The organism is Citrobacter sp. CK206 (assembly GCF_030333125.1).
Classification (GTDB): Bacteria; Pseudomonadota; Gammaproteobacteria; order Enterobacterales; family Enterobacteriaceae; genus Citrobacter_B; species Citrobacter_B koseri.
Window position 1 is genome coordinate 278,969 of sequence record NZ_JAOWGM010000020.1, and the last position, 22,119, is coordinate 301,087.

The following is a 22,119-nucleotide window of genomic DNA, read 5'->3' on the forward strand; positions in this document are numbered from 1 at the left end:
CATATCTGGATGAGAAAATGTTTGGTAACTTAGGTCAGGCAAAAAAATATCTCGGCCAGGCGGCGAAGATGTTGATTGGCATTCCAGACTACGACAACTATGTCGAGCATATGCAAACCAACCATCCAGACAAGCCGTACATGAGCTATGAAGAATTCTTCCGCGAGCGCCAGCAGGCACGTTACGGCGGCGACGGAAAAGGCGGCATGCGCTGCTGTTAATGGAGGCACTGATGACCCCGATTGCAGTTACCCTACTCACCGGTTTTCTCGGCGCGGGTAAAACCACCCTGCTGCGCCACATTCTTAACGAAAAGCACGGCTACAAGATTGCCGTTATCGAAAACGAATTCGGCGAAGTTTCCGTTGACGATCAGCTGATTGGCGACCGCGCCACCCAGATCAAAACCCTGACCAACGGCTGCATTTGCTGCACCCGCTCCAGTGAACTGGAAGACGCGCTGTTAGACCTGCTCGACAACCTCGACCAGGGCAATATCCATTTCGACCGTCTGGTGATTGAGTGTACCGGCATGGCCGACCCCGGCCCGATTATTCAGACCTTTTTCTCCCATGACGTGATTTGCCAGCGCTACCTGCTGGACGGCGTGATTTCGCTGGTCGATGCGGTACACGCCGACGAGCAGATGAACCAGTTCACCATCGCCCAGTCGCAGGTCGGTTATGCCGACCGCATCCTGCTGACCAAAACCGACGTGGCGGGAGTTAGCGAAAAACTGCGTGAACGCTTAGCGCGCATCAACGCCCGCGCCCCGGTTTACACCGTCACGCACGGCGATATCGACCTCTCCTTGTTGTTCGACACCAACGGCTTTATGCTGGAGGAGAACGTGGTCAGCGCCACACCGCGCTTCCACTTTATCGCCGACAAACAAAACGATATCTCATCAATTGTGGTGGAGCTGGATTATCCGGTAGACATCAGCGACGTTTCCCGCGTCATGGAAAACCTGCTGCTGGAGTCCGCCGAGAAACTATTGCGCTACAAAGGAATGCTATGGATTGAAGGCGAACCGAACCGCCTGCTGTTCCAGGGCGTCCAGCGCCTGTACAGCGCCGACTGGGACCGCCCGTGGGGCGACGAACAGCCGCACAGCACGCTGGTGTTTATCGGCATTCAACTGCCGGAAGATGAGATCAGAGCCGCGTTTGCGGGGCTGAAGAAGTAACCCTCATTCTGGATTGCCCGGTGGCGCTGCGCTTACCGGGCCTGGAAATCAACTACGTAGGCCGGATAAGGCGCAGCCGCCATCCGGCACTCACTCCCCCTCCCCCCACTCACTCAGTAATCACAAACCGTGTCGCTGCAAAGCAGTTGAGGATGCGGTGGACCAGAAACACCATCGTCAGCGTCGCTACCAGCGCGACGGTGACTGAAGTGATGCGGTACAGATCGCTGAACACCAGATCGCTGTCCGGGTGCAGGTTCTGGCCGAACATAATGCCGATGGTGGTGATACTGGCAAAGCCGACGCCCGCGCCGACCTTTTCCATCACATGCAGACGAGCGCTGAAGCCTAGCCCGAGACCGATTAGCGGCATCATCAGCAGCATATGGTTGCTGAAGTCATAAATAAGCAGTTGCACCAGCAGAATATAGAGACAGGCCAGCACCACGCCGACGACGCGCCAGATAGAGCTGATCACCGCGCCACGATAGTGCATCGGAAACAAAATCAAAATTCCCGCCATCAGCGCCGACAACGAATCGCTCAAATCGCAGATCTGGAAAATCACAAAGATCATCGTCGCCACGGTGCCGGAAAGCAGCGACTCATGGCGAATACGGGCATCATCTTTCTCAATACGCGGCGGCGGCTGACGCGGTTCGACATCCGGGATCAGATAGTGCAGCAGCGCGCTCAGGGCTACCGCCATCACGCAGGCCTCCATATTGGAGAACATCAGCGTATGCCAGTTGGTGCCAGGGTAACTCATAAAGTTGAGCATCGTGCTCTGGCACACCACGCCCATCGAACCGAGCAGAAACAGCGGCCCCTTGCTCATAAAACGAAAGCGCATCACGTACAGGCCAAACACCACCAGCGTCATAATTACCGGCCACTGCGAGAGATAGCCGACAATCAACACCATTTCAACGCAGTTCACCGCCGCGCTGAATACAAACTGACGAGCCACATGGCGGTTAAACACCGGCACCAGCGACAACAGCATCAGCGGATAAACCACAAAAAACACGCCGTACTGCACGTTGTAGAAGGTCGAGATACTCAGTGCTATCGTCCCGGCAACGGAAATACGCACGGTCTGGCGAAAATCATTGGCGGTGTAGACAATATTCCCGTGCGGCGTAAAGACGTGGGCCAGGGTGTTAATAGACATAGTGAAGCCAGCTTACCAGGTGGATCTGCGCCCCTGCAAAGGTGCGGGCAAACATCCCCTCGCTGTTATACAACTGCACCGTAGCGCGAGCGCCGGTCGGCAGGGGGTTCTCCAGCGGGGTATCCAACGCAACGTGAATGCGCATACGCTGGGCATCGCGCACCCAGCGCGTCGACTGTTCCGGCTGCGACAGCTGTCCGTTAACCGCTTCCTGCCCGGCCAGAATCCCGGCGTCGCTGCTGGTCACATGCGCAGGAAACACTTTGCCCGGCATGGCGTCAAACACCACTGCGGCATCGGTATTTACGCGGGTGTGACGCAGGCTTTTCTCACGAAAATCGGCCACAATATCGGTCTGGTTACTGACCAGCGCCATCAAAGGCGTAGCGGCGGTGGCGTAAAGTCCAGGGTTGAGCTGGAGATTGCTCACCGTCCCGTCGGTTTCCGCCCGCACCTTCGTCCAGCCCAGGTTCAGTTGCGCCTCCTCCAGCGCATTGCGGTATTTTTGCAGCGTCACATTGCGACTGTCGTCGCGTTCACCGCGCTGGATCAGCAGGTTCTGGATACTGGCATTCAGCGCAGCCACCGACTGCTCGCTGGTCTGCCAGGTGGTGCGCACTTTATCCAGATCCGACTGCGAAACATTCTGCATCGCGCTCAGCCGCTGATAGCGGTCAAACGTGAGCTTATCGTTGCGGGCAGTGTATTGCGCGGTGCGCAGGTTGGCGCGCGCAGAGGCGATCTGCGCATCCAGCTGTTGGTTGCTCAGCTTCGCCTGCTCAAAGGCAATCTGTGCGGCCTCAACTTTATTGATAAACGGCGTTGGGTCCAGTTCATACAACAGGTCGCCCTTTTTCACCTGGCTATTGTTGCGTACGTAGACGTGAGAGACATAGCCGGAGACGCGCGAGGAGACCGGCGTCACCACACGCATCACGGTGGAATCCGGCGTCAGCGGGATCCAGATATCGGCAACAATAAACCAGGCGAATATTGCAAGGAAAGCGGCAATACTCACCCTTACCCAACGGGCAAATTTTTGTTCTGGGGTCATCATAGTTTTTTAGAGTTAATTATCTTCTTCGCGGATTAACCGCAGATTGCAGGCGATTTGATTTAATGTGGCGCTGAAGGCGGCAAGTTCCGCTTCCGGGATAGTGCGGGTGACGCGTTGCTGATAGGTCTCAATCACCCGGTTCAGTTCTTCCAGCCTTGAACGGCCTTGCGCTGTCAGCGTCAGCAGGCGGATGCGTTTGTCATATGGCGATGTTGAACGCACCAGATAGCCCTGTTTTTCCAGTTGCGTGAGGGTACGCATCAGCGGTGGCAGCTCAATGCCCTGCACCTCCGCCAGTTCGCTGACCGAGACGTTGTCTCCCAACTGATGCAGTTGCATCAGTACCGTCCAGCTTGACTGCGTCAGGCCGGTATCGGTGATGGCAGCATCAATAATTGCACGCCACTGGCGTACCACCATTGCCATGCGCATCCCCATCGGACGGCGGGCAAACAGCTCATCTTCAGTCATCTCTCTTTCCCCTCTTAGCAGATGGGAAAATAATACTTATCAGGATAAGTATCAAGAAACAGCTGATAAGGAAGCATCAATTGATAAATTACGTGAATGTAAAAAAGGCCGGACTGAATACAGCCCAGCCTCTGTGATGTTACGGTGGATCACTCAATCTGATCCCGTCGCAGCCCCACATCCTTTAACTGTTCATCGTTCATGCGTTGCAATACGCGCTGCGTCTGCGCCCGCAGTCGCCATCTTTTTATTGCCTGCCAGACCTGAACAAAACCAATAAACGGCTGTTTTGCGCGATTCTCGTGAAATTCCATACTCCACCTCCCCACCTGGTCAGAGGCTTTATCTTCCCGGATCTTCACCACCACAATACAGATTCAAAAAATACTTTTCTTTGCCATACAGATTGGCTAAAACGGTATCTGAACGCGATTTCGACCACCGTTCTGTACTGGTTTTTCCATCTGTATGGCAAGAGTGAGGGATACAGCATGACGCGTTACCAACATCTGGCTAATCTGCTGGCCGAGCGTATTGAGCAAGGGCTATATCGCCACGGGGAAAAATTGCCCTCGGTGCGTAGCCTGAGTCAGGAGCATGGGGTGAGCATCAGTACCGTACAGCAGGCATATCAGACGCTGGAGACGTTGCAGCTCATCACTCCACAGCCGCGTTCCGGCTACTTTGTCGCCCCGCGCAAGGCGCAACCGCCGGTGCCGCTGATGTCACGCCCGGTACAGCGACCAGTAGAGATCACCCAGTGGGATCAGGTGCTGGACATGCTGGAAGGGCACAACGACAAATCAATCATTCCTTTCAGCAGCGGCGTCCCCGATATCCACCAACCCAGCCTGAAACCGCTCTGGCGCGAGCTAAGCCGCGTGGCGCAACATAACCTGGGGGCGGTGCTGGGCTACGATGAACTGGCCGGATACCGCGAACTGCGGGAACAGATCGCCCGCCTGATGCTTGACAGCGGTTCGGTCGTCAGCGCTGATGATATCGTTATCACCAACGGTAGCCAGAGCGGTTTGTCGCTGGCGCTGCTGACCGTCTGCCAGGCGGGTGATATTGTCGCCGTCGAATCCCCCGCCTATTACGGCACCATGCAGCTCCTGCGCGGCTTAGGAATAAAAGTCATTGAAATCCCGACCGACCCAGATACCGGTATCAGTATTGAAGCGCTGGAACTGGCGCTGGATCAATGGCCGATTAAAGGGGTTATCCTCGTACCAAACTGCAATAATCCCCTCGGGTTTATTATGCCGGACGCACGCAAACGGGCAGTGCTCAGCCTCGCGCAGCGCCACGATATTGTGATTTTTGAAGATGACGTGTATGGCGAGCTGGCGACGGATTACCCGCGCCCCCGCACCATCCACTCCTGGGATATCGATGGTCGGGTGCTATTGTGCAGTTCGTTTACCAAATCCGTCGCGCCGGGCCTGCGCGTAGGCTGGGTCGCTCCGGGTCGTTACCACGATCGTCTGCTGCATATGAAATACGCCGTCATCGGCACCAACGTTCCCGCCACGCAGCTGGCGGCGGCCACCTTCGTTCGCGAGGGCCACTATCACCGTCATGTCCGGCGAATGCGCCAGATCTACCAGCGCAACATGGAGATCTATACCTGCTGGGTACGCGAATATTTTCCCTGCGGGATCTGCGTCACCCGACCAAAAGGCGGCTTTATGCTATGGGTCGAGCTGCCGGAGCATATCGATATGGTCTGCGTCGCCAGACAGCTATGCCGCCTGAAAATCCAGGTCGCGCCGGGGTCACTGTTTTCCGCCTCCGGGAAGTATCGCAACTGCGTGCGCATCAACTGTGCGTTACCGCCGAACGAGAAACATCGTGAGGTAATGCAAAAACTTGGAGAGGCGGTGAAGGTGGCGATGGAGTAAGCCCGCCCGGCAGAACGGCGTTTACCGGGCCAGTGATGCGCTGGCGAATATATTTTTGTATCAACTCCAGCAAGGCAATACGCCGATGTTGCATGATCTCACTATCCGGCGTCACCTTACCTTGTCAGGATGCCAACGACATTCGGTATTATGCGTTGCTGCGAGGCGCTATCAACGATAAATTCACCTTTCTGCAAGGCGTACATTTTTTCTGAATACGCCACGCAGAAATGTTTCACTGTACCCGTTCAGGGTTTTCTCCGACATGGAGTGCGATTTATATGCAACGGATACGTCAATTCTTCTCCCGGCGCGCGACAACGCTATTTTTCCCGATGGCGCTGATTCTGTACGACTTTGCCGCCTATCTGTCGACGGATTTGATTCAGCCGGGCATCATCCATGTCGTGCATGATTTCAATGCCGATGTCAGCCTGGCTCCGGCATCCGTCAGTCTCTATCTGGCCGGAGGGATGGCATTGCAGTGGTTGCTCGGCCCGCTTTCCGACCGGATTGGCCGCCGACCGGTGCTGATTACGGGCGCGCTTATTTTCACCGTTGCCTGCGCCGCCACGCTCCTTACAACGTCGATGACGCAGTTTCTGGTCGCGCGTTTCATTCAGGGCACCAGCATCTGTTTTATCGCCACGGTCGGTTACGTTACCGTGCAGGAAGCCTTCGGCCAGACCAAAGCCATAAAACTGATGGCGATCATCACCTCAATAGTTCTGGTTGCGCCGGTTATCGGCCCGCTCTCAGGCGCTGCGCTAATGCACTTTGTTCACTGGAAAGCCCTGTTCGGCATTATTGCACTGATGGGGCTGATCGCCCTGTGCGGCCTGGCGCTGGCGATGCCAGAGACGGTACAACGCGGCGCGGCGCCGTTTAGCATTCCCGCCGTCCTCCGCGATTTTCGCCATGTCTTTCACAACCGGATTTTCCTCTTCGGCGCCGCAACGCTTTCGCTGAGCTACATCCCGCTAATGAGTTGGGTGGCGGTCTCGCCAGTAATCTTAATCGACGCGGGCGGCATGACTACCGCGCAGTTCGCCTGGGCGCAGGTGCCGGTGTTTGGCGCGGTAATCATCGCCAATATGATGGTCGCTCGGGTTGTGAAAGATCCTGGCGATCCGCGTTTTATCTGGCGCGCACCGCCGATACAGCTTGTCGGTCTGGCCATCCTGATCGCAGGAAATCTGTTGTGGCCTCATGTCTGGCTGTGGTCAGTGCTGGGCACCAGTCTGTACGCTTTTGGCATCGGGATGATTTTCTCGACGTTGTTCCGCTTTACGCTGTTTTCCAACACTCTGCCTAAAGGCACCGTCTCAGCGTCGCTGAATATCGTCATCCTGACAGTCATGGCCGTCGCTATCGAAGTCGGACGCGGGCTGTGGTTTAACGGCGGCAAGATTCCGTTTCATCTGTTGGCGGTGGTGGCAGGAATTGCGGCGGTGTTCACATTGAAAGGGCTATTACAGCGCGTGCGTCAGTATGAGGTAACAGAACTGGCAACTGAGAAATAAACTCATGCCTGATGGCGCTACGCCAGAAGGCCTTCACCGCAGGTAGCCCGGGATGAACTTTTGCACGATCCCCCCGTCTGGCTCTATCCTTAACGCTATGAATAAAATTGCTGAACTCAAACGCGCCAAACGACTGGCGCTCTCGCTGCTGCTGATTGCCGCCGCCACGTTCATCACGACGCTTTTCCTGCCGCCAAATTTTTGGGTACTCGGCATTAAAGCCATTGCGGAAGCGGCAATGGTGGGCGCACTGGCAGACTGGTTCGCCGTCGTGGCGCTGTTTCGTAGGGTGCCGATCCCGTTTATCGCGCAGCATACCGCCATTATCCCGCGTAATAAGGATCGAATCGGCGAAAATCTTGGCCAGTTTGTGCAGGAGAAATTTCTTGATACCCAGTCGCTGGTCGCGCTCATTCGCCGTCATGAACCGGCCTTGCTGATCGGCAACTGGTTCAGTCAGCCGGATAACGCCCGGCGGGTTGGGATGCATTTGCTGCAAATCATGAGCGGTTTTCTCGAACTGACGGACGACGCCCGTATTCAGCGCCTGCTCAAGCGGGCGGTACACAAAGCGATCGATAAAGTGGACTTCTCTGGCACCAGCGCGTTAATGCTGGAGAGCATGACCAAAAACGATCGTCATCAGGTACTGCTGGACACCCTGATCGCGCAGTTGATCGCCCTGCTTCAGCGCGACAGCTCACGCGCATTTATCGCGCAGCAAATCGTGCGCTGGCTGGAGACGGAACATCCGCTAAAAGCGAAAATTTTACCGACCGAATGGCTGGGGGAACACAGCGCAGAACTGGTTTCCGATGCAGTGAATTCGCTGCTGGATGATATCAGCCACGACCAGGCGCACCAGATCCGCCACGCCTTCGATCGCGCCACCTTTAAGCTGATCGACAAACTCAAAAACGATCCAGAGATGGCCTCCCGGGCGGAAAGCATCAAAGCGTACCTGAAAGAAGATGAGGCGTTTAACCATTATCTTGGTGAACTCTGGGCTGATTTACGCCAGTGGCTGAAGGCAGATATTAACGTAGAGGGTTCCCGCGTGAAGCAGCGGATCGCCCATGCCGGGCAATGGTTCGGCGAAACGCTGGTGGCGGATGATGCCCTTCGCGCTTCGCTCAACGGCCATCTGGAACAGGCTGCGCACCGGGTCGCACCGGAATTCGCCGCGTTTCTGACGCGCCACATCAGCGACACGGTAAAAAGCTGGGATGCCCGCGATATGTCACGCCAGATAGAGCTGAACATCGGCAAAGATTTGCAGTTTATCCGCGTCAACGGCACGCTGGTCGGCGGCTCCATCGGGCTGGTGTTGTATCTGCTGTCACAAATACCGTCCCTGCTGACGTTACCCAACTTTTAAGCAGATCAATAAACACCTGGTTTTTACAGGGTTATAATGCATGGTCTTTTCATTGTCTCCCGTGTTACGGGGAAGGAAAACCATGTCGCTTATCACCGATCTACCCGCCATTTTTAACCAGTTCTCCGACGCCCGTCAGAAAGGCTTTCTCACCGTTATGGATCTTAAAGAACAGGGGATCCCGCTGGTCGGCACCTACTGCACGTTTATGCCGCAGGAGATCCCGATGGCGGCGGGTGCGGTTGTCGTTTCCCTGTGTTCAACGTCGGACGAAACCATCGAAGAAGCCGAAAAGGATCTGCCGCGCAACCTGTGTCCGCTGATCAAAAGCAGCTACGGCTTCGGCAAAACGGACAAATGCCCCTACTTTTATTTTTCCGATCTGGTGGTGGGCGAAACCACCTGCGACGGCAAAAAGAAAATGTACGAATACATGGCCGAATTTAAGGCCGTACACGTCATGCAACTGCCCAACAGCGCCAATGACGCCGCCTCCCGTGCGTTATGGAAAGCAGAGATCCTGCGTCTGCAACAGGCTGTGGAAACGCGTTTTGGCCGCCCCATCAGCGAAGCCGCCCTGCGCGATGCGATCGTATTGAAAAACCGCGAACGCCGCGCGCTGGCCAATTTCTACCGCGTCGGCCAGCTTAATCCTCCTGCTCTTAGCGGCAGCGATATCCTGAAAGTGGTGTACGGCGCGACGTTTCGTTTTGATAAAGAAGCGCTTATCGACGAGCTCAACGGCATGGCTGACCGCGTGCGCCAGGAGTGGCAGGACGGCAAGCGGCTGGACGCCCGTCCGCGTATTCTGATCACCGGCTGCCCGATTGGCGGCGCGGCAGAAAAAGTGGTACGCGCCATTGAAGAAAACGGCGGTTGGGTCGTCGGATTTGAAAACTGCACGGGGGCAAAAGCCACCGAACAGTGCGTTGAAGAGACGGGCGATGTCTATGACGCGCTGACCGACAAATACCTCGCAATCGGCTGTTCCTGCATTTCGCCCAACGACCAGCGGCTGACGTTGCTCAGCCAGATGGTAGAGGAGTATCAGGCGGACGGCGTCGTGGATGTGATTTTGCAGGCCTGTCATACCTATGCCGTTGAGTCTATGGCGATTAAGCGCCACGTACGCCAGCAGCACAACATCCCTTATATCGCCATCGAAACGGACTACTCCACTTCGGATATCGGGCAACTCAGCACCCGCGTCGCGGCCTTTATCGAAATGCTGTAAGGAGAGCCCGTGACGTATTCGATTGGCATTGATTCCGGCTCCACGGCGACAAAAGGCGTTTTGCTGGCGGAGGGCGTTATCACACGCCGTTTCCTCTGCCCCACGCCGTTTCGCCCCGCCGATGCTATCCACGAGGCGTGGGAAGTGCTAAGCGCAGGGCTGGACACGCGCCCGTTTCTGACACTAACCGGCTACGGACGCCAGTTGGTTGATTTTGCCGATAAACAGGTGACGGAAATCTCCTGCCACGGACTGGGGGCGCGCTTTCTGGCTCCTGAAACCCGCACGGTCATCGACATTGGCGGCCAGGACAGCAAGGTTATTCAACTGGATAACGACGGTAATCTCACCGACTTTCTGATGAATGATAAATGTGCCGCCGGAACCGGGCGTTTTCTGGAGGTGATTTCGCGCACCCTCGGTGCCAGCGTGGATCAACTGGATACGATCACCGACGGCGTTGAGCCTCATGCCATCACCAGCATGTGCACGGTTTTTGCCGAGTCTGAAGTGATCAGCCTGCGTTCTGCGGGCGTTGCGCCAGAAGCCATTCTTTCCGGCGTGATCAACGCGATGGCCAGACGTAGCGCTAATTTTATCGGCCGACTGTCTGCCGGGGGACCTTTGCTGTTTACCGGCGGCGTCAGCCACTGTGCGGCATTCGCGCGTATGCTGGAAAACCACGTTGCGATGCCGGTTTACACCCATCCTGACGCGCAGTTTGCCGGAGCCATTGGTGCGGCGCTGATCGGTCAACGCCAGAGAAAACGCGGATGACGGAATATCTGTTTTTATTTCATTCGACGGTGGGCGTCATTCAGACCCGCAAAGCGCTTCAGGCTGCGGGAATGACCTTCCGGGTGGCGGATATTCCGCGCCAGCTACGCGGCGGCTGCGGGTTATGTATTTACCTGCGCTGCGCCCCCGGCGAAGAAACGCAGTGGATTATCCCCGGTCATACCGAATCCATCTATCGCTGCATGGATGATGGCTGGCACTGCGTAAAAACGATCGACGCCTGCTGAATTTCCCAACGCGTATGCCTTGCCAGGCTCTCACACACCCTCTATTTTTTACTTTTTATTATCATTTACACATGTAATATAACAAACACAAATTAACGCGCTAAGTGAGAGCAAGTATGGTTCAGGGCAATGCCGATTCAAACCGTCATGCCATCAGTACGGCACTCTTCGGCTTAATGGTACTAACGCTGGGAATGGGGATCGGACGTTTTCTGTATACCCCTATGCTACCAGTCCTGCTGTCTGAAGGTCAGTTTACCTTCGCGGCGCTTTCCTGGATTGCCAGCGCCAACTACGCGGGGTATCTGGCGGGCAGCCTGTTGTTCTCCTTCGGCGCCTTTCACCTCCCCTCTCGCTTACGGCCAATGCTGTTGACATCGGCGGTAGCAACCGGGGGATTAATCCTTGCGATGGCGATATTTACGCAACCTGCCATCGTGATGCTGATCCGTTTTCTGGCCGGGGTCGCCAGCGCCGGAATGATGATTTTTGGCTCGATGATCGTCCTGCAACATACCCGTCACCCGTTTGTGATTGCGTCGCTTTTCTCCGGCGTTGGCGCCGGTATCTTGCTGGGCAACGAATATGTTATCGCCGGTTTACGCTATGCGCTTTCTTCCCATGCACTGTGGTCAGGCGCTGCCGTTATCTCCGCCGTGTTGCTGCTGCTCCTGGCGTTCCTCATCCCTGCCCGCGCCCACGCGTTGCCGCCCGCCCCTCCGGCGCCGACGCATCATCCGCTGATGCGCTGGTGGCAACTGGCGCTGCTGTATGGCTTCGCCGGATTTGGCTACATCATCGTCGCCACCTATCTGCCGCTGATGGCGAAAAACGCGGGCTCGCCGCTACTCACCGCCCATCTTTGGTCACTGGTGGGACTGGCGATCGTTCCCGGTTGTTTTGGCTGGCTGTGGGCGGCAAAGCGCTGGGGCGTATTACAATGCCTGACGGCGAATCTGCTGATTCAGGGGGTCTGCGTCATACTCACGCTCGCCAGCGACGCACTGCCGCTTCTTATTATCAGCAGCATTGGTTTTGGCGCGACGTTCATGGGGACAACCTCGCTGGTGATGCCGCTGGCGCGGCAACTGAGCGTGCCGGGGAATATCAATCTGTTGGGTCTTGTCACGCTCACCTACGGCATCGGTCAGATCGTCGGCCCACTGTTAACCAGCCTGTTAGGCAGCGGTACGGAGGCGATCGCCAGCGCAACGCTTTGCGGCGCTGCGGCCTTATTTTTCGGCGCCGTCATCAGCATGATTCAACTTGTTAAGCAGCGGCAGTTTACGCAAAAAAGAGAATGCTGAAGAGCGCTGATGGCAAGCAGAGTGAACAGGTTGCCCATTAACAACCCTGACATAGCAGGTTTACCCCTGCGCTTAACCGTGATACGGTCATTTTTATGAATAAACAGACTACGATTCCCCAACGCCATAACCGCTGGTGGCTGCCTGACTAAAGGCGGCACGGTTCTGTTTTATCCCCGTATTAATAGCCGCCGAAAGGCGGCTATTGCGTTCCAGAGACGTCTTTCGGTTTTTTCACGTAAAGGAGTCTTTGATGAACACAAAACCCACCATTCTGACCGGCGATCGCCCTACGGGCACCCTGCACCTCGGGCACTACGTTGGCTCACTGCGCCAGCGCGTTGCCTTGCAGCATACCCATCAACAATTTGTGCTGATTGCTGACCTGCAAGGGCTGACCGATAACGGTACGGACCCGCAAAAGATCCGCGACAACATCCCGGAAGTGCTGGCGGATTATCTGGCTGCCGGAATCGACCCTGAACTCACCACGCTCTGCCTGCAATCCGCCTTACCTGCACTGGCGGAACTGACCATGCTGTATATGAATGTCGTCACTGTCGCCCGCGTAGAGCGTAATCCGACGGTGAAAAATGAAATTGCGCAGAAAGGCTTTACCCGCTCGTTACCGGTCGGATTTATGGTCTACCCCATCAGCCAGGCGGCGGATATCACCGCGTTTAAAGCGGAATATGTGCCCGTAGGAGACGATCAGTTGCCGATGATCGAGCAGACTAACGAAATCGTACACAAGATGAACAGCCTGCTGCCTGCCCCGCTGCTACACCACTGTCAGGCGATTCTGAGCGACACCGGCCGCCTGCCCGGCATTGATGGCGGCGCTAAAATGTCAAAATCTCTCGGCAATACCCTGCAACTCTCCGCCAGTGAAGAGACGATCCACAAAGCGGTTAGCGCCATGTACACCGATCCTCACCACCTTAACGTCAGCGATCCGGGTCAGATCGAAGGAAATGTCGTATTCACCTGGCTGGATGCCTTTCACCCGGACAAAACGAAAGTCGCGGCGATGAAAGCGCATTATCAGCAGGGCGGGCTTGGCGATCGCACCTGTAAAAACGAACTGGAAGCCTGTTTGCAGGAGTTGATTGCCCCAATGCGCGAGCGGCGGGCAACCTATATTCAGGATAAAGGCATGCTGATGCAGATACTGCAACAAGGCAGTGAACGGGCGCATGAGGTCACACAGACAACGCTACGGGAAGTGAAACGCGGGCTGGGATTGCCCGTACTATTTTAACGCTTGTCAACCCGGCGGCAGGGTTGCCGATCGTGTTACTCCTCCACATTTTGCAGAGTGAACAAAAAGCTTTACACCGCGCACACGATAAGAACGATGCGGCGATCTTTTACGCAATGCCTGCGCTGACTAAAATAGCGCCTGCATTTTAAACAGAGGATTGTTGTTATGTTGTTCTGGAAAAAGATGGTGAAGAAGATCGACGCATTCTCAACGTTGATTCCACCACGCTACTTCCGGGTGTAAATCCAGGCAGGCATGTCAGCGACAGGCCTGATTGCTTTTATGAGTTTTATTCTTGCGCAGTCCGCATTTTCTTAACACCACCACCCACACCCTCAGCCAGGCGTAACGATAAACCAGCGGATGCTGTAACCTGAGTAATGTCAGAAACATAGCGCCTCCCGCTAACGGAACGTCGGCAGTAAACCAAACACATCCAGCACCACCGTCAGATACACAATCCCTCCGCCGACAATCACCAGATTCAGCACCGTATTGTTACAGGGGGCGGTATAACGCGCCGTGGCAAAACGCTTACGGGATGCTTTCACCAGAAATGGCGGCAGGATCACGCTCCAGATGGTAAACGCCAGTCCCGCATAGCCAATCGCGTGGACAAAACCATTCGGGAAAAAGAAACAGACGGCAGCGGGCGGGAAATAGGTCACCAGCGCGGTTTTCAGTCTGCCGATGCCGTTATCCGGGAAGTGGAACAGATCGGCAATATAATCAAACAGACCCAGCGTAGCGGCCAGCAGCGAACTGGCAACGGCAAAGTTACCGAAAAAGGTCAGGATTAAATCCATATAGCGACTGGTAAACAGCCCACTGATGGCTTCCACAAACACATCAATATTGCCGCCTTTGGCAATGATCGGCGAAAACTCGGCGCGGCTGATATTGCCCATCGTCACCGCCAGCCAGAAGATATAGAGCAGCACGGCAAACAGGGTGCCAATCACGATGGAACGCGTAATATGGGATACGCCGTGGGTGCCATACAGTTTCACCAGACTCGGCACATTGCCGTGAAAACCAAAGGAGATAATGCAGAACGGCAGCGTCATCAGAATATAGGGCAGATATTGCGTATTCGGCAGTGCGATGGCGACGCTATCGACCAGTTTCGCCACCTCAATATGGCCGATTAGCCCGGAGAACGTGGCAAAGAACGCCACAAACTTACCGACGATCAGAATGGTGGTGATCCGCCCGACCAGCAGCGAGCTGTACCAGGCGATTACGCCAACCAGCATACTGACGACAATAACGGAGATGTTTGCCGGGAAACGAAAACCGCTATATTTAAACACCGTCTGCGCCATCACCGCCGATGACCCGGAGATATACGCATAGGTTAAAATATAGAGTACAAAACCAAAGGCGATGCCAACCACGATATTCCACTTTCGCCCTAATAGATCCTGAGTAAAGGTGTTAAAACTGGCTCCGGCACCATAGTGAAGGTTCACTTCAACCAGCATCAGGCCGGTTAATAACATCATGATGGCAATAACGATCAGAATAACAGAGGCGCCGGGAAACCAGACTCCCGCCATCGCAATAGGCAGGGAGAACATTCCCCCGCCGACTACCGTTGCGATGACAAGCATCGTCCCGCTAATAAGTCCGGGGGAACTCTGTCGTTCAATGGCATTAATATCCATGATAAATGTTCCTGTTGACTATTAATTATAATTACGGCTGTCATTTGTACATCTTCGGATAATAAAAAACAAAAAGCCCCATTTAAAAATGGGGCTATCAATACCATTAAATATAATCAAAACGTGCAGTAAAGAAGCGCAACTGCTTAGGCTCATAAATAAACTTCAGCCCGCGAATATCCTCTTTATGCTTATAGAGTTTAATAATGCCATCGGCCACCACATCCATATGCGCATAAGTATAAACGCGGCGTGGAATAGTCAGGCGTACCGTTTCCAGTTTTGGCCGGTGGTGATCGCCCGTCTCTTTATTACGCCCTGCGGAGATGATGCCACGCTCCATGCTGCGCACGCCCGTTTCCATATAGATGCTTGCCGCCAGACTCTGCGCCGGGAACTGGTCCTGGGTCAGGTGTTCGCAGAAGCGACGAGCATCGAGGAATACCGCATGGCCGCCTACCGGTTCAACAATCGGCACACCTGCCGCCTTCAGCTTATCGCCCAGATAACGAACCTGCTTCACACGGTGCTCAATGTACTCAAACTGCATGGATTCACGCAGACCAATGGCCATTGCTTCCATGTCGCGCCCGGCCAGACCGCCGTAGGATGGCATCCCTTCATATACCACCACCAGTTCTTTAGCCGCCGAGAACATCTCATCATCGTTCATGCACAGGAACCCGCCGATATTCACCAGGCAGTCTTTTTTCCCGCTCATGGTACACCCATCGGCGTAGCTGAACATCTCATGGACGATCTCTTTGATGCTCTTGTTCTCAAAGCCTTTTTCCTGCTCTTTGATAAAATAGGCGTTCTCTACGCAGCGGGTTGCATCGTAGAAGACTTTAATGCCATGCGCCTGCGTCAACTCCCTGACGGCACGCATATTCGCCATCGAGACCGGCTGACCGCCCGCAAGGTTCACCGTCACCGCCAGACAGATATAGGCAATATTTTCGGCGCCCTTTTCGTCAATCAGTTTTTGCAGCTTTTTAAGATCGATATCGCCTTTAAAGGCGATATTCAGACCGGCATCGTGCGCCTCATCACGGACGATATCCACAAAGGTGGCGCCATTTTTTTCCTGATGATAACGCGTGGTAGTGAAATACATATTCCCCGCAACATATTGCCCCGGTTTAATCGCCAGCTGCGATAGCAGGTTTTCCGCCCCGCGCCCCTGGTGCGTAGGAACAATATGTTTAAAGCCAAACAGCTCCTGAACCGTTCTTTCCAGATGATAAAAGTTTTCACTGCCTGCGTAGGCCTCATCACCAATCATCATCCCGGCCCACTGCTTATCACTCATGGCGTTCGTACCACTGTCCGTCAGCAGGTCGATATAGATATCTTTCGAGTTCAACAGGAAGGTATTGTAGCCCGCTTCCTGCATTTTTTGGATGCGCTCATCACGCGAGATCATAGATACAGTTTCAACGCTTTTAATACGGAAGGGTTCTGCCGGATAATTCATTTTGTTTCTCCAGTTAACAGTGGTCATGTTCGTATTAATGTGAAGTAAAGCATACCTGGTCCATCAATAAAGATTGATGGAATATAACTATCCGCCTCCTGATTCAGGGGGAGAAATAATGTGAGGGCACTATGCAAGATTTAATTCATGAAGAAAATAGCTCCGTCAATATTCGCCATCAGCGTAAATCATAAAATCTGTAAATACGCGTGATTTAAATCACATAGCATTTTTTTACTGACTCAATTTCAACAAGTTATTTTTTATCTTTTGAATTGCAGTTTCCCTCCAGACGCGGTAAAAGAGAGAAAGCAGTGAAAACTTAACTTTCCAGCCTCTTTTCCGCTCACATTGTCGATTTTGTATACCAGGATATTGTGAGATTGCGATCACCCTCCGCGCTTAATTTTGTGACCAACATCACCAAAAGTGTAAAGTAAAGTTTACGATACAGATCAATTTCAGAGATTACGATTTGCTTCAGGGATGAGGTTCACATTTTTGGCATGGATTTGGGGAGAGTAGATAAGCAGCAAAGTTCACGTAGTTTGAGAATAAAAAGAGACCGTCGAACACAACGTTGCCAGTGATTTTGATGAAGAACATTACTCTCTGCTGACGAGGTGGGATTCGCTATCCAACAGATACGCAAACAATGTGGCCCATCGTAAAAGCTTTGATAAAGGAACGATTGGACCAGACGAGACTATGCACATACAGATGTCGAAGATGATGAATGGAGGCAGGATTGTCGACAGGCTGTACTGTGTTCTGCCGACAAGCCGATTGATGTGCCGTAAGGGCTTGTAGAATGGTACATGAGAGAGGTGTTAAGAGGATAAGTGCGAAGGCCGGACTCGCCTTTTCATTTAATTCGTTGAAAGTTAATAGGTTGTTTGGTTTTGCTTTAGGGGTTTGCCCCCAGAATGGGACAAAAAATTGAATACTGCGTGGAAGATCACAAAGTTGCTTTTCCCTCTGCAGCTGCTCCTACCATAACCCTAAATTGCCTCATCAGCCCACCACACCACACATGATGTGCTCAGTGCAGTTCTGAAGACACTATAACTTCGATATGCTAAAATTTAACCAAGAACAGAGGATGGGCACATGACCCAAAAAACTACCGTTAGTGTCGCTAGTTATGTTCAACAGCTTGCAAATGATAACAACGTTACAGCTAACCGTGATGGCATGAGCCGCGTTGCTGTGGCCATTACAGCGCTTGCCGATGACTCTGTCGAGCTGGATAACGTTGAGCAATTATTGGTAAACCTTAAAAAGAAAGGTGTACTCAGTAAATCTGAAATTTTACAGCTTCAGGGACGTTACTTCCGCGAACAAAAGCACTTTCATAAAAAAGCTACTGCATGAGTTTTGATCCATTTGGCGATTTCGATACCGCAGGCTATCTTCAAAATGCCCTTCAGCTTAAGGAGCCTGAAGAGGTCAAACGGGCAGAACATTTTACCGTTTTCAAAGGCTCGCAGGATAGCCCCGTCATACGGTCTTCGAGGGGCCAAACTCTATCCGTATAGCTGTCGAATACAACCTTCTGTTGCCAACAAGCAACGTTTCCTATAAAAGCTAGGGAAGTCATAGCGCAAATTTCACCGTAATTTAAAGATAATTAGCCACGACGTAATTCAAGACAGTTTGCAAGTGTAATATTATTAATGCTTTTAACCTAACCCACTGGGAGAGCAGTGGGTTGGTAAATAGGAGTAGCTTACTTATCTAAATAGTCGCATAAATGTCTAGCAAGAGCTTTTGCTAACATAGGTGGAACGGCATTACCAATTTGTTGATATTGAGAATCCTTTACACCACAAAATATAAAACTATCAGGAAAAGTTTGTAATCGAGCAGCTTCGCGTATACTCAATGCACGATCAAGAGTCGGATGTATCCACATAGACTTTCTTACATTTACGACTGTTCCTGAAGGTTCATTATATTTCAACCTTAGATAAATTGTATTTTGTGTGCGAGAGCTATCTGAGTATGTCGTCTTAAGCTCAGAGGGTAAATCATGGAAATTGCAACCTTGCTGAATGACTTTAAACCGTTCTAATGCGTGAGACGTAGTATCAGTAGCAATATGGTTATAAAGCACCTTCGAATTGCGAAGCTGTTGACCTAATTCGCTAATAGAATCTGGCTGCTTAGAAATAGGAATACCAATACTGCCTTCGCTAACTGTAGTTGCGACTTTGAGATTTTCTATATCTTTGATAGCATCTTCAACTGTTCTAAAACTATCCTCAGTAAAATCCCCCACGGGTAATGTAATATTTTCAGCAATTTCTTTCTTTACACCCATCATTACAAAGCGCATTCGTTTTTGCGGCACACCGAAATGTGTAGCTGACAAGACACCTTTTGTAATACTATAACCACTATCTTCGGAACCTAGTATTGACTCTATATAATCAACTACCGCCATAGATGTAACTTTTGCCACTAGTCCCTGTTTCGTTGTGTACTCTATAACATTTATTTTATTGTTGTGAATTTCCAAGGACTTAGCAAGCATTCGTTGAATCATGATTACAGGCTCAATTGTAATGCATAAATGTGTAGCTTTTTTGTCTTCCTGAGTATTATTAAAGTATTGAACGATTACTTTACCTGCTAGGTAATTATAATGAGTGATATGATCATTTATATCGTCCTTGATGATTAATTTTTCCGCAAGAGATAGTAAATTTTTTTTATGTTTCTCTAGTGTGGCTTTTAGCTTATGTTCATTCTTGCGAGCTTTGTAAACAACATTCAGAGAAAAATAGTCTTTCTCAGCCCATAAATATTTTTTTATTTTAATTGGGTCATTAACTATATTAATAGAGTCTTCAAACAGGAATTGCTTGTCAAGAAGTTGGATTTCCGTATCTTCAGTTGATATATTGTACTTTTTAATTATATGTTGATCATTCTCATCTACATAAAAACGGTGAACTTTGGATTGAAGTAAACTAACATTCTCCATTACAAATGCTTTAGGAGTTAAATTAAGAACGGCCTGGACAAACTTTTTGACAAGTGAGTTATTTTGACTGATCGCATGATTTTTTTGGCGGTTAGCACTTGAGAATCCTTGGCAAGGTGGTCCACCAATAACAACATCAATCTGTCCAAGTTCTGCTCTGATTGACTCAGAGAGTGCATTTTCCACGTCGCTATACATAGCCACATGCTCGCCGTGATTTCGTTGATATGTCTGCCGAGCATTAGGATTCAATTCAAAAGCAGCTTTGATCGAAAATCTATCCGTTTGAAGGAAGCCGTAGCTGAGCCCACCGGCACCAGCGAACAAATCTACTATACTATATTTCGATTTTAACTTAACTTGTTCGCTCATTTTTGAGTCCATCTATTCCTGATATCTCTAACACTTTAAGATCGAAGTGTTTTATATGTTAAAAATATTGTTTTTTAACCAGCACCACCTGAATCTATAAAAAACATCATAGTGTGCAAGACGGCATTGATGTGTAAAATTTTTTAAAACACATAGTGCCGCCTTATTATCACACTTTTCCCCTTTTTTTTCAACGGTGTTAGCATTAAAAAAAATGCTTTATGCCATTGTCAGGACGAGCCTGACAATCAATCTTCAAATGAATGCTTTATCATTTGCTGTCAAGAAATTTTCTATCGAATCAGGTAAAATATAGGAAATATTTTTGACGCTATTCCAGCATTCTTCGCGTTTACACCATTGAGTTACATTCTCCACACTTCGTGTGCTGTCTGTAATTTTAAAATAGACTTTTTCTGATAAATCAATTAATGTTTGCTGTACGGTGTTAGGTACCGCCTGTCGACTCCAAATTGAAATTAAATCTAAATCTTTATTGTTGAATTGTTTTTTTATCAACATGCGCATAAAGGCAATGGTATAAGTAATAATGTTTGCGCGATATCCCTGTAAATACCATGTTTGATTTGGGATCATTTTTTCCATATACTTATAAATTAAAAGTAAGGCGACAGTTTCCTGAAAATACTTATCACTAAATTTATCGACTTCTCCTTTATTCCACTCTTTAGTCGTTTTCTCTGCAAAGTCTATAAAGTTAGTTTGGGCTCCACGGCTAACAATATGTGGAAACCCATCCCAAGTATTTCTTACTTTAGCTAGATCAGTTTTAGTAATTAGCTGATTTTTGGGGTTTTGCAGAAGGAATTTTTTCTTCTCAGCCCGAGTTAAGCGCATTTGTTTTTGAAGATACTGTCCTCGCGCTCGTTCATAGAACCATTTGGTGTCGAATTGTGAACCATTAATGGCTCTAGCATAGAGTTTTTGGGAAAAATGCTCCATTTGTACATGAAACGGATGGGTTGAAAAGAAATCAGCATCACTTACTTTATTTTGACTATTAGATGAACGGGATATATCTTGTATTAACTTTATCGCCTCCTCATCAGCAATCTTTTCAATAACAGTAAGTTTCATTTGCACGAACACCTCGTTCAGATTGCATTTATCTTTATACCGCGCATTGGATAATGATGCTGTCGTTTGCCCTCCATTTATTATTTGAAAATCTTTTGCTGCTATAAGACGTTGCCCTTCAGAAGTTGACTCAATCTGCACATTCATCGCTGTTGCTGAGATGCCATTATTATAAGCAAAAAATCTTTCAGGGAAATCGATAATAGTTGTTCGAATTTTCTTGTTTACCGCAACTTTGGTTGAAAGGAATGAACGTACATTACCTTCCAACAATAAACTACCATACTTATCATAAATATCTGCCAATACCGTCCCTGGAATAATACAAAGAAAACTTCTGAAGTCTTTTGTTATTGTTTCGCTAGCATTTAGACAAGAAATTCCATTGGAAGTGTACTCTTTAAAGTCAATTTCTACGGCATTCCGTCCAATATCCGAACTACAAATATTAAACAGCCGTTCAATACTCCATATTTGGCATTCTGTAGGTATTTCATCAATATCCTCAGATTCGAGTTTTATTACATCAGAAGGGATAATTGATGAAGTAAATATATGAAAACTATATTTTCGCAGTTCTAACTCCTTCTCCTTCATCAAATCCACTAAATCCCAGCATGGTCTACTCATTTCGATACGTTGATGTAGAGAGTTATTACGCGCCTCATATGTAAAATTTACCAATCGCTTTTGTATTTTTTTTGCTTTAATTTTTGATAAATATGCTTCACTTGTGGAACCATCATAGTCAGCAATAACAAGATGCATAGTTTTATCAAATTCATCATATGAATAACCATCAACTCGAATTTTTTTATTATATTTTCCAGTCCCTTCAAAATAAGATGACGTAAAATCCGATAAAAATTCAATATCTTGTAAGCGGCGGGAAAATGCAGAAACAAAAGATGCACAGGATCCTTCTCCTGTTGCAATAGCGTTAATTTTCACTTCTTCCAAAAAGTCTTTTCTAAATTCCTGTGCATCCAT

General features: G+C 50.5%; 19 protein-coding genes and 1 pseudogene. 11 read left to right on the forward strand and 9 right to left on the reverse strand.

Features of this window, described 5'->3' with window-relative positions; genetic code table 11:
- The first annotated feature begins 17 nt into the window (after positions 1–17).
- Complete coding sequence (locus OGX81_RS02070; RefSeq protein ID WP_024130742.1) at positions 18–221, forward strand: YbdD/YjiX family protein; 204 nt, start codon at positions 18–20, stop codon at positions 219–221.
- Positions 222–232: 11 nt separating this feature from the next.
- A complete protein-coding gene (yjiA, locus tag OGX81_RS02075; protein ID WP_024130743.1) occupies positions 233–1,189 on the forward strand; it encodes a GTPase in 957 nt (318 codons plus the stop codon).
- A gap of 109 nt (positions 1,190–1,298) precedes the next feature.
- Here yjiA and OGX81_RS02080 read toward each other — a convergent pair whose 3' ends face one another.
- The 4 genes from OGX81_RS02080 to OGX81_RS02095 all read right to left on the reverse strand — a co-directional run bounded on the left by OGX81_RS02080 (position 1,299) and on the right by OGX81_RS02095 (position 4,205).
- The gene (locus tag OGX81_RS02080; protein WP_012134227.1) at positions 1,299–2,363 is read right to left on the reverse strand and encodes a DUF2955 domain-containing protein; all 1,065 of its coding nucleotides are present in this window, start codon (positions 2,361–2,363) and stop codon (positions 1,299–1,301) included.
- The gene (locus OGX81_RS02085; protein WP_104867811.1) at positions 2,353–3,420 is read right to left on the reverse strand and encodes an HlyD family secretion protein; all 1,068 of its coding nucleotides are present in this window, start codon (positions 3,418–3,420) and stop codon (positions 2,353–2,355) included. Before OGX81_RS02085 ends, OGX81_RS02080 begins: the two co-directional genes overlap by 11 nt.
- A 12-nt stretch (positions 3,421–3,432) precedes the next feature.
- The gene (locus OGX81_RS02090; RefSeq protein WP_012134229.1) at positions 3,433–3,891 is read right to left on the reverse strand and encodes a MarR family winged helix-turn-helix transcriptional regulator; all 459 of its coding nucleotides are present in this window, start codon (positions 3,889–3,891) and stop codon (positions 3,433–3,435) included.
- Positions 3,892–4,040: 149 nt separating this feature from the next.
- Entirely contained in the window at positions 4,041–4,205 is a 165-nt protein-coding gene (locus tag OGX81_RS02095) for a DUF1127 domain-containing protein (RefSeq protein WP_065422769.1), read from the reverse strand.
- Between the two features lie 177 nt (positions 4,206–4,382).
- Here OGX81_RS02095 and OGX81_RS02100 point away from each other — a divergent pair, with 177 nt between their 5' ends.
- Positions 4,383–5,795, forward strand: coding sequence for an aminotransferase-like domain-containing protein (locus OGX81_RS02100; RefSeq protein ID WP_047459146.1), 1,413 nt, complete (start codon positions 4,383–4,385; stop codon positions 5,793–5,795).
- 37 nt (positions 5,796–5,832) lie between these two features.
- Here the strand turns inward: OGX81_RS02100 and OGX81_RS02105 are convergent.
- Positions 5,833–5,910: pseudogene (locus OGX81_RS02105) on the reverse strand (Rpn family recombination-promoting nuclease/putative transposase); the annotation flags it as partial.
- Positions 5,911–6,076: 166 nt separating this feature from the next.
- On the opposite strand from OGX81_RS02105, the gene mdtM reads away from it, so the two are divergent.
- The 7 genes from mdtM (at position 6,077) to trpS (ending at position 13,523) form a co-directional block, all read left to right on the forward strand.
- A complete protein-coding gene (gene mdtM, locus OGX81_RS02110; protein WP_049009412.1) occupies positions 6,077–7,318 on the forward strand; it encodes a multidrug efflux MFS transporter MdtM in 1,242 nt (413 codons plus the stop codon).
- A gap of 97 nt (positions 7,319–7,415) precedes the next feature.
- Positions 7,416–8,696 (forward strand): DUF445 domain-containing protein, encoded by a 1,281-nt coding sequence (locus OGX81_RS02115; protein ID WP_104869088.1) that lies wholly within the window; start codon positions 7,416–7,418, stop codon positions 8,694–8,696.
- An 82-nt stretch (positions 8,697–8,778) separates the two neighbouring features.
- Positions 8,779–9,930, forward strand: coding sequence for a double-cubane-cluster-containing anaerobic reductase (locus OGX81_RS02120; protein ID WP_104867813.1), 1,152 nt, complete (start codon positions 8,779–8,781; stop codon positions 9,928–9,930).
- Between the two features lie 9 nt (positions 9,931–9,939).
- Complete coding sequence (yjiL, locus tag OGX81_RS02125) at positions 9,940–10,707, forward strand: putative 2-hydroxyacyl-CoA dehydratase activator YjiL (RefSeq protein WP_104867814.1); 768 nt, start codon at positions 9,940–9,942, stop codon at positions 10,705–10,707.
- Positions 10,704–10,955, forward strand: a complete 252-nt coding sequence (locus OGX81_RS02130; RefSeq protein ID WP_047459160.1) for a putative Se/S carrier protein — start codon at positions 10,704–10,706, stop codon at positions 10,953–10,955. The genes yjiL and OGX81_RS02130 overlap by 4 nt, the downstream gene beginning before the upstream one ends.
- A 116-nt stretch (positions 10,956–11,071) precedes the next feature.
- Positions 11,072–12,262 carry an MFS transporter gene (locus tag OGX81_RS02135; protein WP_104867815.1) on the forward strand — a complete coding sequence of 397 codons (1,191 nt, stop codon included), beginning with the start codon at positions 11,072–11,074 and terminating at the stop codon, positions 12,260–12,262.
- A gap of 253 nt (positions 12,263–12,515) precedes the next feature.
- Positions 12,516–13,523: a tryptophan--tRNA ligase gene (trpS, locus tag OGX81_RS02140; RefSeq protein WP_104867816.1), complete on the forward strand. Its 1,008-nt coding sequence runs from the start codon at positions 12,516–12,518 to the stop codon at positions 13,521–13,523.
- Positions 13,524–13,930: 407 nt separating this feature from the next.
- Here the strand turns inward: trpS and OGX81_RS02145 are convergent, their stop codons facing one another.
- Entirely contained in the window at positions 13,931–15,193 is a 1,263-nt protein-coding gene (locus OGX81_RS02145; protein ID WP_012134247.1) for an aromatic amino acid transporter, read from the reverse strand.
- A 106-nt stretch (positions 15,194–15,299) separates the two neighbouring features.
- Positions 15,300–16,670: a tyrosine phenol-lyase gene (locus OGX81_RS02150; protein WP_049010418.1), complete on the reverse strand. Its 1,371-nt coding sequence runs from the start codon at positions 16,668–16,670 to the stop codon at positions 15,300–15,302.
- A 1,110-nt stretch (positions 16,671–17,780) separates the two neighbouring features.
- Between OGX81_RS02150 and OGX81_RS02155 the strand changes: the two genes are divergently transcribed.
- The gene (locus OGX81_RS02155) at positions 17,781–18,044 is read left to right on the forward strand and encodes a hypothetical protein (protein WP_061382813.1); all 264 of its coding nucleotides are present in this window, start codon (positions 17,781–17,783) and stop codon (positions 18,042–18,044) included.
- A 355-nt stretch (positions 18,045–18,399) separates the two neighbouring features.
- On the opposite strand, the gene OGX81_RS02160 is transcribed toward OGX81_RS02155, so the two are convergent.
- Together OGX81_RS02160 and OGX81_RS02165 are read right to left on the reverse strand one after the other, a co-directional pair.
- Entirely contained in the window at positions 18,400–20,031 is a 1,632-nt protein-coding gene (locus OGX81_RS02160) for a DNA cytosine methyltransferase (protein WP_286487495.1), read from the reverse strand.
- Positions 20,032–20,286: 255 nt separating this feature from the next.
- Positions 20,287–22,119: an AIPR family protein gene (locus OGX81_RS02165; protein ID WP_077258822.1), complete on the reverse strand. Its 1,833-nt coding sequence runs from the start codon at positions 22,117–22,119 to the stop codon at positions 20,287–20,289.